This window comes from Sporosarcina sp. P33, assembly GCF_002077155.1.
Taxonomy (GTDB): domain Bacteria; phylum Bacillota; class Bacilli; order Bacillales_A; family Planococcaceae; genus Sporosarcina.
Genome location: NZ_CP015027.1, coordinates 502,453 through 515,804, shown reverse-complemented (window position 1 = coordinate 515,804; position 13,352 = coordinate 502,453). Strand labels below are relative to the sequence as shown.

Below are 13,352 nucleotides of genomic sequence, written 5' to 3'. Positions count from 1 at the left end.
CAGCATGTGTATTTATTGAGTCAGCATTTTTTTGATCATTCGAATGTCCGTATCGTGGTCAGTTACCAGGCGCTGGGTTACGTATATTTTATCTATTTTCTGTGTATTGAGTGAAACCTGTTCGGATAATGCATCGATTTTCTTATCTGTAACAATAGAGCGTGCAATAAGTTCAGAAATAGCTTGTTTCATAGTTCGTTGTTCTTCTTTAAGAGTAGGTACGTCTTCTTTAAGAGTAAATATGTCTTCTTTTAGAGAAGACACCAGACTGTAGACAAACTCCGGAAATTTGGGGTTTGCCTACAGTCTTTTTTCTTTTACAATAGAGTAAACGCCAGGAAAAGTTGATTTCCGCTGCGGATGGACGCTTTCCGCGGGCACGGCCTCAGCCGCTTCCCTCGCTACGCTCAGTCCAGGGTCTTCGGCTCGTGCTGTTCCCGCAGGAGTCGCCATCCTCCGCTCCAATCAACTGGATACCTGTTGAACATTTATTTGAGGTGATGGACATGATGACGAAGAACCAGATTAATGAACGCGAACAGTTGGAGATGCTCACGATTGAGCAGTTGGTGCCGCAAGATCATTTAGTGCGGAAACTGGACGCGACAATCGACTTTTCGTTTATCTATCCACTCGTCGAGGATTTGTATTCACCCATCGGTCGTCCCAGTATCGATCCTGTGGTCTTAATCAAGATGACATTCATCCAATATACCTTCGGCATCCGCTCCATGCGGCAGACCATTAAAGAAATCGAAACGAACGTGGCATACCGCTGGTTCCTTGGCTTTGGTTTTCATACCGAAGTTCCCCATTTCTCCACGTTCGGAAAAAACTATATTCGCCGATTCGCAGAGACGGATTTGTTTGAACAGATTTTCTACCGGGTCTTGAAAGAAGTAGCTGATAGAGGGTTATTGAGCCCCGACCACGTCTTCATCGATTCTACTCACGTAAAGGCAAGCGCAAATAAGCGGAAGTTCCAAAAGAAAGTCGTTCGGAAAGAGACCAAAGCGTATGAAAAGAAACTGCAGGAAGAATTGAATATCGACCGCGTGGAAAATGGGAAGAAGCCATTTCCGCCGGAGAAGTTTGAGAAGGAAGAGTACAAGGAGATCAAGGAATCCACGACGGACCCGGAAAGCGGCTACTATGTAAAAGATGAACGGACCAAGCAATTCGCTTATTCCTTCCATGCAGCTACAGACGAGAAAGGATTTGTGCTGGCAAACATCGTGACGCCAGGTAATATCCACGATAGTCAGCTGCTTGAGCCATTGGTAGAAAAAATTATTGATCAAGTCGGAAGACCGGTTGCCGTTGCTGCCGACGCTGCCTACAAGACACCAGCTATCGCGAATTACCTGTTGGAAAATCAGATGCTTCCCGTTCTTCCGTACAAGCGGCCAATGACGAAGAAAGAGTTCTTCAAGAAAAGTGAGTACGTCTATGATGAATACCATGATTGCTATCTCTGTCCGGAAGGGCAGATCTTGAACTACCGCACCACCACGAAAGAAGGGTATCGACAGTATGCCTCTGAACCTGCCATCTGTGCAGCCTGCCCGGTCATCGACCAGTGTACGCACAGTCAGAATCGTCAGAAGATGATCCAGCGACACATCTGGCAAGACCACTTGGATATAGCGGAAGATTTAAGGCATCATCATGAAATCAAAGAAATCTACGGCAAGCGTAAAGAAACGATCGAGCGTGTATTTGCGGATGCCAAAGAAAAGCATGGCATGCGATGGACTACCCAACGAGGGTTGAAAAAATTGTCCATGCAGGCGATGCTAACTTTTGCTGCCATGAATTTGAAGAAGTTGGCCAATTGGACATGGAATACGCCAATCACGGCGTAGACCAGAGGAGTATCCGAGCCCAAATCGGGATTATTTCTCTGATTTTAGTGCCAAAATGGAAAAAGGGTTGGAAATCGTGACGATTTCCAACCCTTTTGTCTACAGTCTGATGTCTTCTTTTAGAGAAGACACACCCTCTTTTACCGAAGATAAATCTTGTTCCATGTTTGTCATCTTGTCAGCTATTAGCTGAAGAAGTTCCCGATCTGTCATGTCATACCTCCTTGGAATTTTTTATATGTGTTTTTCAATAGTTGTATGGGAAAGTATTATTTCTTTTGGTTTATCTAATTATAACAGCTTTAAAATATTTTGTACAGAACGTACTTTCTCGTTTTTAATTATTCGTCCGCCTGTCTACCTTTCCCCCTTTCCTTCTATATAGAGGAAAAAGGGGTTTTTCCTATGACTTATTATCTATCCAAATACGCAAAATGCAGAACGAAAGAAGAACTGGACGCTGCGGCGCGCCGTCACGGGGACATTCATTTTAAAGCGATGAATAAAACAGATCGCGCGGTGCTCGACATGATCCGCTGTTACTCAGTAAAGTATTTGGCGGCCCACTTAAAGCATGAAACGATAGAAAAGAAAGTAGGTGTGTCGAATTCCACGGTGAGACGTTCGCTGCGAAAGCTGGAGAAGCTGCAGATAATAGAGCGAATTGCATTTATTCGTCCGGTGATGAATGGACTGGGGGCAAATATTTATAGTATTTTGCCTGTCGCTGACCAGTCGGAAATGAACAGTCCGGAGAAGTCGGATGCACGCTGTAATAAAGGGGTTTATGACGAGTTTGCCGCTGGCGAATCTTCTTTCTTTAAAACTAAAAAAACTGCCAAAAAAATAAAGACGTCTCATCTTGCAGATGAAAAGTTGTCTTCCTCATTGTTCAGCCGTATGAAGAATTTGCTTGCGTTAACAGGAGATGCGTCTAAAGCGAGGGAGCTGTTTATCATTCATCGTTCACTGTCGGGCCGGATGCTGCGTTTTGACATTCATCGGGGGAAGGAACTGCTGTTTGAAGAACTGGCGTATCGTGCGGCGAAGATCAGTGTGATGGCAACGAAGACGAAGAACATTCGTAATGTGGCGGGCTATTATAGCGGCGTGCTGCGTCAATTACTATCCGATGCGTTATTCAAGGAGATTCATGAGGAATACTCGGTGCCGGTGGAGGAGTTGTACCGTCTGACGCATTGAAGTACATGCAGAAGGCTTTTATTCAATCAAAGGCTGACAGTTGAATGCACTTTTTCGCTGTGCAATGATTACTGTTGACGTAACTAAAATGTCAGGGGGCTGCTATGTTTAGGAAACACAAACTGCTGAGAGCTGATTACGAAAAACTGCAGACAATGTATGCGGAAGCCGAAAGTGAACTGCTGCGCTTGCGTGAAATGGAAAAAGAACACCAATTTATTGACCGGATTTTAACGAAAGATCAAATTACAGGAGTTGTTTTTAACCGTAAAGGCATCAAACAATATATCTGCCTGAGAACGTATGATGCTTCCATAGACATCATGCTGAGAAGTATTCATTCCAGACCCCCGCATCCCAGGCTGTATGCAAAGATTCAGGAAGACTACAGTACTGGACGGCAGTATGGTGAACTGATTGATATTTTTGCTGAAGGGGAGAACGCAGGGAACGGCACGGCGTAATTGCAGTCGCTGTTCAGCTATTTAAATCAGCTGGGTATTTCTGAGGTGAGGGGAATGCTGTCAAGTGCAGACAAGGACAGTTTCGATAAACTGGAATATTTTTATAAGAAAAATGGGTTTGATGTTATGTTTAATGAAGATCGGACAAGCGGCAGAATCCTATTAAATTTATGATAGTGTTTCGTCCGATTGTTTGTATGAAGAGTTTGACCGGCAATAGGGAGGGAAAATAAAAAACCGGCCGAGATAAATATCTCAGCCGGCATGGTTGCCTTGTTATTAACGAGAGTAGAATTCAACGATAAGTGCTTCGTTGATTTCAGCAGCTAATTCGCCGCGCTCAGGAAGGCGTACGAATGTGCCTTTTTTCGTTTCCTTATCGAAAGTAACGAAATCTGGAACAAAGTTGTTTACTTCAAGTGCTTCTTCAACAGCAGATAGGTTTTGGGATTTCTCACGAAGAGAGATTTCAGAACCAGGCTTTACTGCGAATGAAGGGATGTCTACGCGCTTGCCGTCAACTAGGATGTGACCGTGGTTGACTAACTGACGAGCTGCACGGCGAGTGCGTGCAAGACCCATGCGGTATACAACGTTATCCAAGCGAGCTTCAAGAAGGATCATGAAGTTTTCACCGTGAATACCTTGCATTTTACCAGCTTTGTTGAAAAGAGTGCGGAATTGACGTTCGTTCACTCCGTACATAAAGCGAAGTTTTTGTTTTTCCTGTAATTGCATTCCGTATTCGGAAAGTTTTTTACGTTGGTTTGGACCGTGCTGGCCAGGTGCGTAAGGACGCTTTTCAATTTCTTTACCTGTACCTGTTAATGAAATGCCTAAACGGCGTGACAGTTTCCATGATGGACCTGTATATCGAGCCATGAGAGACTCCTCCTCTGTTGGTTTTATTTTGTTGTAAAATAAGACCAGATATGTTCAATCCATCTGCCATTCTATAATCTTGCAACTTCGCCCCTGCAGCCTCGAGGTTACGTGTTGCACCTTTGATCAAAGGAATAGACTGGACAAAATAGAACACATAACTGCTGCAACTATTTTACACAAAGCCTAGCATACCAATTTATCGCTTGCGGGTCAAGCGTTTCATATAAATGTAAGAGGGAATATATTGTACTTTCGTTTTTTTCATAATCGATGTACACTGAAATTGAGAAGGTTAAAGCGCTTTCATCCAATTTCGAATAAAGTAGAAGAAGAGGGAGGAATCAATATGCAGAAGAATAACAACTGGCATAAAGAGACGGCAGTGATTCACGAAGGATATAACAGTAAAGAACATCAGGGAAGTCTGGCTGTGCCGCTGTATCAAACGTCAACGTATGTATTTGATTCGGCTGAGCAGGGAGAACGGCGTTTTGCGGGAGAAGAGACAGGTAATATTTATTCGCGTTTAGGGAATCCGACGGTTGCTGTGCTTGAAGAGCGCATTGCCGCAATGGAAGAAGGTGCTGCAGGTCTTGCTTTTGCATCCGGCATGGCAGCTGTCAGTGCGGTGCTTGTTCATCTGACGAAAGCGAATGATCATATCATTTGCTCCCGCGGCATCTACGGCTGCACGTTCGGCCTGCTGAAAATTTTGGAAGAGAAATATCAGATCACGCATGATTTGATCCCCATGAAAACAGAAGAGGAAATCGAAAAAGCCGTGAAGCCGGAAACGACATGTATATATATAGAAACTCCAATCAATCCGACGATGGAGCTTGTTGATCTGGAGGCTGTAGTGAATGTGGCGAAGCGGCATAATCTGAAGGTGGTGGTGGACAATACATTCTGTTCACCGTATATTCAAACTCCGTTGACATTTGGCGTGGATTACGTGCTTCACAGTGCGACGAAATATATTAATGGCCACGGAGATGTTATTGCCGGACTGCTGGTCGGCCGTGATGCGGAAGAGATGGCGAAACTTCGCGGTACGGTGCAAAAAGACTTTGGCGGTGTAATTTCACCATTTGACGCGTGGCTGCTATTGCGCGGAATGAAGACATTGCCGGTTCGAATGGATCGACATTCTGCCAATGCCAAAATTCTTTTTGATTATTTGCAGAAGCATCCGAAAGTGGATGAAGTATTTTATCCGTTTGATGAACAGCACCCGCAGTATGAAATTGCGAAAAAGCAAATGACAACAGGCGGCGGATTAATTTCCTTTACGATTAAAGGAGGAAAAGAAGATGCGCAGAACTTACTGAATCATTTATCGCTGATTAAGCTGGCGGTCAGTCTCGGAGATGCGGAAACGCTGATGCAGCATCCAGCGACTATGACACATTCTGCCGTGCCGAAAGAGGATCGGGAAAAGATGGGCGTGTCAGACACGTTACTGCGTTTGTCGGTCGGACTGGAACATATGGATGATATAATGGCGGATTTGGATCAGGCATTTCAAGCTGTATGAATTGAAAAAAGCGGGCGTCCCGGATTTCGGGAGCCCGCTTTTTATATAGGATAATAAATGTTACGTTTGACAACAATTATATGTGCTGATTTATATAGCATGTAGATTCTGATTGGACCTAATTTGCCGCGGTCATTGTTCTACTGGTTGTTTCCCTTAAGCAACGCAAACCCTGCCTACTTTTGCGTCCTTGCGACCCTGTAGTCGCGCCAGTGATGAATAAGTGTTCCGAATAAACATCTGCAGAACGCCATTGTTAATTTCAGATCTGTTATCAATCCCAATCAATAACTATACTAGTTTTTTTAAGAAAAGTCAAGTGCTTTTTCCATCACTGAAAAACGGTTGGTTTATAAGCAACCGGACAGGGAACAGGTAAAATATGGCCTGCCTAACACGCAGGGAAAATATTTATTGGAGGGATTAGGATGAATGTAGAGATTGTAAACGAATTTCCTCATGACTTTCTGATGGAGCAGGCAGAGATATGTATCTCCATCTATCAGCCGACCCACCGTTACCGACCTGAAAATCAGCAAGATCCGATACGATTTAAAAATTTATTACAAAAAGCGCAAGAAAAATTATCTGAGAAACTGTCAGCAGCAGAAATGAAAAATCTGCTGACTCCGCTTGAGAAACTGCAAAGTGAACGTCCTTTCTGGGCGCACGCAGGAGACGGGCTCGCATTATTCGCTACAAAAGACCGCATCATCGTGTACCGGCTGCAGCGTTCGGTGCCTGAGCTGGTAATAGTATCAGACAGTTTTCATATAAAACCGCTTATTCGTGTATTTCAATCTGCAGACCGCTATCATTTACTCGGTGTGAATCGGCAGAAGTTCAAACTGTTTGAAGGAAACCGCTATGGGGTGGAAGAAGTGGAGATTCCCGAAGAATTAGCGAAAACAAAAGCAGAGGCTATTGGCGACCAAGTAACCGAGTCTTATTTGGGGACAGGCAACTCAGGCGGTGCTGCCGGAACAGCCATGATGCATGGCCACGGCGCAAAGAAAGATGAAATTGATATCGACATCGAGCGGTATTTCAGATATGTGGACCGGACGATAGCGGAAAATTACTCTAAGCCGACAGGACTCCCGTTATATTTAGTCACACTTGCTGAATACCAGACACAGTTTAAAGAGTTGAGTCATAATCCGCATCTGCAGGATAAAGGGATTACATCTGATTTTGAAGCGCTCACTCTGGAGCAGCTGCGGGAAATGGCGTGGCAATGCATAGAGCCTGTGTACTTGCAGAAAACAAAAGATCTGGTGGAGAACTTTGAAAATGCCAAGGCGAGTGATCAAGGTTCTGAAAAGATTGAAGAAATTGTACAGGCTGCGAGCGAAGACCGTATTAAACGGCTCGTATTGGAAGACGGTTATTTGTATCCGGGTACAATTAATTTAGATACAGGAGCGATACAAGCAGAAAACCTGGAAGATGCCGCAGTAGATGACGTGCTGGATGATTTAGCGGAAGCCGTCTTTAAAACAGGCGGAGAAGTAGTCGTACTTCCAAAAGAACGTATGCCTGTTGAAACAGGTGCAGCAGCAATTTTCAGGTGGTAAAAGAAACCGGTCAAGTTTCCGCTTGGCCGGTTTTTTCTTTGATTAATTTTCTTCTGATAATAATTCTTTCACGACTGTCAGTGCGTTTTGTACACGGGGAAAACCGGCATATGGAATGAGCTGCATCATGCTCTCGATGATCTCCGTTTTCGTCAAGCCCACAGTCAATGCGCGGGAGACGTGCGTGCGGATCTGTGCAGTCGCACCTTGTGTGACAAGTGAAGAGAGTGTTACCAATTGACGTTGTTTGCTGTCGAGTCCCGGTCTGGAATAAATCTCACCGTACGCAAATTCAACGATATACTTCCTCAGGTCAGGCGCCAGTTCTTTTAAAGCATCTGCCGTCATCATTCGTTCTGCCTCTTCTTCGCTGACGTATTCTCTAATCTTCTTCAAACCGGCTTCCAATCGTTCTGCTGACATAAAAACCCCTCCAAATACTCTGTTGCTGCACTATGAAAAGTATAGCATATTTTGAATATTATGCAGATTTTCACCCGGTAAATCAGATACTTTCTACCAGTTTAAAAAGATGCAATGATTCAAAAGGTGTAAAAGTCCTGCGAAACGTTTAGAGAACGTAAAGAGTAGGTATAGTTGAGTAGAACGAAAAACAAATAGTTGGAGGTTATGACAAATGGAAAAGTTTTTCTTAGAGAATGCGGTGCAAGCGAAAAAGAAAGTAGAGGAATTAGTAACGCAAGGATACACGCATGATGACATTTATATCTTTGCTCACAGTGAAGATCGAGAAGATAAAATTGCGGATGCTCTTGATTCCGAACAAGTCGGCATGAGCGAGCAAGGTTTCCTCAACGCGATGAAGAACATGTTCACATCCCGCGGAGATAAACTGCGCTCGCAAATGCAGGCAGTGGGTATGACAGAAGCGGAAGCTGAAGAAGGCGAAAGTGAATTGGATAAAGGCAGACTCTTACTCGTTGCCAAACGATAAGATATGCAAGAAAGCCGGTGAAGGAATCCTTCACCGGCTTTTTCTATTCGTTTGCCGCCGCGTCATAATATGCATCCACCGGTATGAACAGGCCGACTTTGCCATGTGTTTCTTCATCCAATGTGGCGAATACGATGCCAATGACTTTCCCGCGTTCATTAATCACAGGACTGCCGCTGTTTCCTCTGTACACAGGCGCTTTAATCATCACGACAGGGCGATCCCAATCGGATAACTGTATGTAGTCAATTATATTCCCTTTATTGGCGATTCCCGAAAAACTGAGGGGGTTTCCAATGAATGTAATAGGTTCGCGGTCATAGAATGTCGTCTCTTCTGCTAAAGATAAGAACGGGAGGCCGGTTCCATCGACTTTGAGCACCGCAAGATCAATTTCCGGGAACACTTCCGTGACATCAGCAGTGAACCGATCTCCTTCGGGGAAAGAGACGATCATCGTGTCATGACCTTCCACGACATGATAGTTAGTCAGAATCGTTCCTTCTGCATCAATTGAAAAACCGGTGCCTTTACTGTTTTCTGTTGCGACGACTACAACTGCTTCTTTGTATGTTGCAATGGCTGGATTCTGCGACAGTTCTGAAGACGCTTTTAAAAATTCCAGCGCAGGAATCGAATAAATTTGAAAGACGATAGCAAACGTACTGACCATTAATGTAGTTGCCATTGTCCAGAATACCCACTTAGGAAAAGGGCGATACGTGCGGCGGACGTTTTTTTCGGCAGCCGCTTTGTCTAACGCTTCACGCTGCGCTTCCAAGACAAGGTCCTGTAACTCGTCGTCATCCAAGTCTTCCTGAAACGGTTCTTTTCTATCCACTGTACCCACCTCTTTCTCGTACATAGTTTACCAGATAATCCATGCAAATGATCTCCGTGAAAAACATGCGCAGTTGTCAGAAAGTATAGACTATTTCAGTAAAGAAACAATTTAATGTGGTATAATAGTAATGAAGATAAAGAACTATTCGGATAGAGGTGGAACTATGACCCGATCTATTACAATCCAGGCAGAAACTGTTGAGAAGGCGATAGAGGAGGCGCTTTTTATCCTTCAATTGACGCTGGATGAAGTTCATGTGCATGTAAAACGCCCCGCCCGTACATCCATTTTTGGTTTGCGGAAAGTATTAGCTGAAGTAACGGTAAGCCGTCTGGAACAAACGAAAGAAACTATAGAAAAACAGGTGCAAGAAACCCCGGCCGGTGTCAGAATTCATAATGGGCAGCTGGAAGCCCGTTTTGGGACACAGTCATATCCCATCATCGTTCCGTCAGCGGGAGTGGAATTGCGGGTTAACAGTGAAGAGAGCAGACAGCGCACCATTATTCTGCCTTCAGATATAATCGAATGTACAGCGATTCATGAAGATATCGCTGCACAGTATCTAGTGAATCTGAGCAAAGATCTGATGACAGCCGCCGCTAAAGTGACGCCCGGAAAACGAATAACCCGCAGGCTTTTGGATTCCTCCTGGAAACGGGTGCTGGATATACAGGCAACAGAAGATATTGAAGTTTATAATCAGCTGACAACAGAGGATATCTTAGAAGAACTGGACGGTTTGGGTATCGTTGCCGGCATCAAAATGAGCGGCATTATTCAGGCGGTGAATACGCTGGAAATGGCGGAGATCGTCATTGCAGAAGGTATGGCTCCTATTGCAAGTCAGGATGCCCGCTTAGACATTCATTTGAAAAGTAAAAAAGAACATGCGGAAGACCATGAGCGCGTGGACTTCCGGGAACACAATTTCATCCCTACAGTAAAAGCGGGCCAATTAATCGCCACTTATATTCCTGCGGTTCAGGGGAAGAATGGGTTGAATTTGCTGGGAAAAGAATATAAAGTAAAACCGCCAAAAGAAGTGATTGTTCGGCCTGGTCCAAGCGTCGACAGTGTTCTGCATAAGCTGTATGCTAAAATTGACGGCAGGCCTGTAATCGAATGGCGCGGGAAAGTAGTGAAAGTCAGCGTCAACCGTGAATACCGTCATGCGGCAGACGTAAATCTGGAAAGCGGAAACATTCATTTTGAAGGGGACGTATGGATTGGAGGCAGTGTTCATCCATCCATGTTCATTGCTGCTTCCGGTGAAATTACAGTGATGAAAAATTGTACGAAAGCTTCCATTCGAGGGACGAAATCTGTATATATTAAAGGGAGTATTTTCTCTTCGACAGTTACAGTAGGTATTCAAGAGAAAATTATTACAATGATGGTGAATGATTTAGAAGAAATTCTGAAGTACTTGCGTAATATCGAATTGGCACTCAGACAAATTTTCGCCTTACGCGGTGAAGTTCCTGAAGAGGTCCCGCCGTTTACTTTGAAACAGGCCATTCAATTATTGCTGGAACAAAAATATAGTGAATTCACTGAGAAAAATAAGCATTTTATCCAATTGGTGAAAAACCATACGAGACGACTGGACAAAGAATGGCTGGCACTCGCTGATTGGCTGTATCAGTTATTTATTGATCCGCAGAGAGAAGAGCAGACAACGATCCTTTCTTTGCGTACGCTGATTCAGGAGGCGGATGAGCTGCTGCAATTGTACAGCGAAGAAATCAGTCCGGAGTCCGTGCTGCAGGCGTCATTTGCGCTGAACAGTATTCTGTACAGTAACGGCAATATCCAAATCCGCTCAAAAGGTGTCTACAATTGTTCCATTACAGCGCTTCATGATATTACAATAAAAGGCGTGTGCCGGGGCGGGGAAGTCATTGCCGGAAGATATATTGAGCTGGACGAAACCGGGTCAGCTGCCGGAGTAAAAACGCATATCCAGACAAGTGAAAAAGGAGTCATCCGAATTGCCAGAGCGCATCCCGGAACGGTACTTCAGATTGGTTCACACTCTCATGAATTCTTCCAAACCCGGCAGCAAGTTACAGCCAGACTGAATGAACATGGCGCACTGGAGATTACACAGCTGTGATTTTCGCAGAAAATGTTGAATGAACAATGAATTTCATAAAAATTATTTCATAGAATATAGCAGAATATGATAAAAAGTTCGTTGTTTTTTAAAAAAGATGTGAATACAAGACGAAAATGCTTTAAACATGTTACGATATACTATAATATCTAAAGTAGTCACTTTATGCGCGAAGTGTGGGATAGGGGGATCATAGTGAGATGATATACGTCATCATTCCATTAATTATCGTCATTATTTTGACGGTAGTGGCATTTCTGGCTAGGCGAAAGCATATAACGGAAATCAGTGAAATGGAACAAGAAAAATTACAAATTCAAAACCAGCCAATATTTGAAGAAATGACGAAAGTTAAGCAGCTCAATATGACCGGTGAGACAGAAGAGATGTTCGAGAGATGGCGCAACGCTTGGACTGAAGTAGTGGATGACCGGCTTCATACTGTAGATTTGCTTTTACTGGATGCTGAAGGACAAGTCGATCGTTTCCGTTTTAAGAAAGCTGCCGGAACTGAAAGACAAATCCGCGAAATATTGATGGAATGTGAAAAAGAGATGCAAACGATCTTGAAGGAACTGAACGAATTGATTGGCAGTGAAGAACGAAATCGATTCGAGATAGAAACGGTGAAAGAACACCACCGTGCCGCGCGCAAAAAGATCTTAGCTCATCAATATGCATTCGGACCTGCTGTAGAACCATTGGAAAAAGAGTGGGAATCGTTCATTCCAAGATTTGAGGAATACGACGCACTGATTGAAAATGGGAATTACTTGCAAGCACGTGAAATCGTCATTGTCTTAGGGGCAAAAGAAGAACGCTTTTCATTCCTGCTGGACGAGATTCCTGCATTGCTGACAGAACTGCAGACGAAAATTCCTGCAGCACTGCGTGAATTGCGCAAAGGAATCATCGAAATGGAAGGTCAGGAGTATTATTTAGGACACCTGAAAATGCCTTCGAGATTCGATAAGATTGAGCAGCGGGTAGCAGACCTTCGCCAGCTGCTGGCACGTCTGGACGTAGAAGAAGTGGCAGCGGAAGTGAACGAAATTCATGATGAAATCGAATCATTCTACGATGTGCTGGAAGAAGAAGTAAGTTCCCGCCATTATGTGGATGAGCATCTGGATCAAATGCTGGATCTGTTTGAAGAACTTCAATATTCGATTCCGGATACGATTGAAGAAGTGAAATTCGTGCAGCAGAGCTACCGCCTGGACGACAACGAAGTGATTATTCCGCAAATGGCATTGCAGAAACTTAACGCACTGGCAAAGCGAATTGAAATATTCATTGAGCGCCAAGATGCGAAAAACCTTGCATATTCTGCTCAGCAGATTGAACTGCAGGAACTCGTGGAAGAGTTGGATGCAATTGCTGAAGCGCATAATAAATTCAGCAATCGCATCAAGAATCTTCGCATCGATGAAAATCTTGTGCGTTCCCGCATTGTGACGCTTGCACAGCAGCTTCAAATTGCGGACCGTAATCTGCACCGCGCCAATATTCCCGGAATACCGGACGATATGGAAGTGCAGCTGGAAGAAGCAGACGAGCAAATTTTCATCGTCAAGCAAAGTTTGGAAGAAGTGCCGCTTAATATGGCATTGGTTGAATCATATGTTCAAAAAGCAGATGTGGTTGTCAATGATGTATGTGCGAAAGCAGAAGACATGATTGAAAATGCTTTGCTTGTCGAACGGATCATCCAATACGGCAACCGGTATCGCGCGTCTCATCCGCATGTACATGAAAAATTATTGCAGGCGGAAGAATCTTTCATGCAGTTCCGCTATTTACGTGCATTAGAAGAAGCAGGTACTGCAGTAGAAGAAGTAGAACCGGGTGCCATGAAAAAAATTCAAGGAATGCTTCATCAGAAAGCATAACTATATTCCGA

12 protein-coding genes are annotated in these 13,352 nt (G+C 44.1%); 8 read left to right on the top strand and 4 right to left on the bottom strand.

The features are described 5' to 3' along the window. Window positions 1-12: 12 nt before the first annotated feature. Entirely contained in the window at window positions 13-192 is a 180-nt protein-coding gene (locus SporoP33_RS02455; RefSeq protein ID WP_081242277.1) for a hypothetical protein, read from the bottom strand. Between the two features lie 314 nt (window positions 193-506). Between SporoP33_RS02455 and SporoP33_RS02450 the strand changes: the two genes are divergently transcribed. The 3 genes from SporoP33_RS02450 (at window position 507) to SporoP33_RS02440 (ending at window position 3,532) form a co-directional block, all read left to right on the top strand. After that, window positions 507-1,865 (top strand): IS1182 family transposase, encoded by a 1,359-nt coding sequence (locus tag SporoP33_RS02450; RefSeq protein WP_081242276.1) that lies wholly within the window; start codon window positions 507-509, stop codon window positions 1,863-1,865. A gap of 405 nt (window positions 1,866-2,270) precedes the next feature. Next, entirely contained in the window at window positions 2,271-3,068 is a 798-nt protein-coding gene (locus SporoP33_RS02445; RefSeq protein ID WP_081242275.1) for a hypothetical protein, read from the top strand. Window positions 3,069-3,172: 104 nt separating this feature from the next. Then, window positions 3,173-3,532 (top strand): hypothetical protein, encoded by a 360-nt coding sequence (locus SporoP33_RS02440; protein WP_081242274.1) that lies wholly within the window; start codon window positions 3,173-3,175, stop codon window positions 3,530-3,532. Between the two features lie 279 nt (window positions 3,533-3,811). On the opposite strand, the gene rpsD is transcribed toward SporoP33_RS02440, so the two are convergent. Then, a complete protein-coding gene (rpsD, locus tag SporoP33_RS02435) occupies window positions 3,812-4,414 on the bottom strand; it encodes a 30S ribosomal protein S4 (protein ID WP_081242273.1) in 603 nt (200 codons plus the stop codon). 349 nt (window positions 4,415-4,763) lie between these two features. Here rpsD and megL point away from each other — a divergent pair, with 349 nt between their 5' ends. Continuing rightward, window positions 4,764-5,954, top strand: coding sequence for a methionine gamma-lyase (gene megL, locus SporoP33_RS02430; protein ID WP_081242272.1), 1,191 nt, complete (start codon window positions 4,764-4,766; stop codon window positions 5,952-5,954). A gap of 428 nt (window positions 5,955-6,382) precedes the next feature. Continuing rightward, window positions 6,383-7,531, top strand: a complete 1,149-nt coding sequence (locus SporoP33_RS02425) for a baeRF3 domain-containing protein (protein WP_081242271.1) — start codon at window positions 6,383-6,385, stop codon at window positions 7,529-7,531. Window positions 7,532-7,573: 42 nt separating this feature from the next. On the opposite strand, the gene SporoP33_RS02420 is transcribed toward SporoP33_RS02425, so the two are convergent. Next, window positions 7,574-7,954 carry a carboxymuconolactone decarboxylase family protein gene (locus SporoP33_RS02420; protein ID WP_081242270.1) on the bottom strand — a complete coding sequence of 127 codons (381 nt, stop codon included), beginning with the start codon at window positions 7,952-7,954 and terminating at the stop codon, window positions 7,574-7,576. Between the two features lie 214 nt (window positions 7,955-8,168). On the opposite strand from SporoP33_RS02420, the gene SporoP33_RS02415 reads away from it, so the two are divergent. Continuing rightward, entirely contained in the window at window positions 8,169-8,486 is a 318-nt protein-coding gene (locus SporoP33_RS02415) for a YflT domain-containing protein (protein WP_081242269.1), read from the top strand. 43 nt (window positions 8,487-8,529) lie between these two features. Here SporoP33_RS02415 and SporoP33_RS02410 read toward each other — a convergent pair whose 3' ends face one another. After that, window positions 8,530-9,327, bottom strand: a complete 798-nt coding sequence (locus SporoP33_RS02410; RefSeq protein WP_081242268.1) for a S1C family serine protease — start codon at window positions 9,325-9,327, stop codon at window positions 8,530-8,532. A 166-nt stretch (window positions 9,328-9,493) separates the two neighbouring features. Here SporoP33_RS02410 and SporoP33_RS02405 point away from each other — a divergent pair, with 166 nt between their 5' ends. Together SporoP33_RS02405 and ezrA are read left to right on the top strand one after the other, a co-directional pair. After that, entirely contained in the window at window positions 9,494-11,449 is a 1,956-nt protein-coding gene (locus SporoP33_RS02405; protein WP_196796836.1) for a flagellar assembly protein A, read from the top strand. 200 nt (window positions 11,450-11,649) lie between these two features. Continuing rightward, window positions 11,650-13,341, top strand: a complete 1,692-nt coding sequence (gene ezrA / locus SporoP33_RS02400) for a septation ring formation regulator EzrA (RefSeq protein WP_081242266.1) — start codon at window positions 11,650-11,652, stop codon at window positions 13,339-13,341. Window positions 13,342-13,352 lie beyond the last annotated feature (11 nt).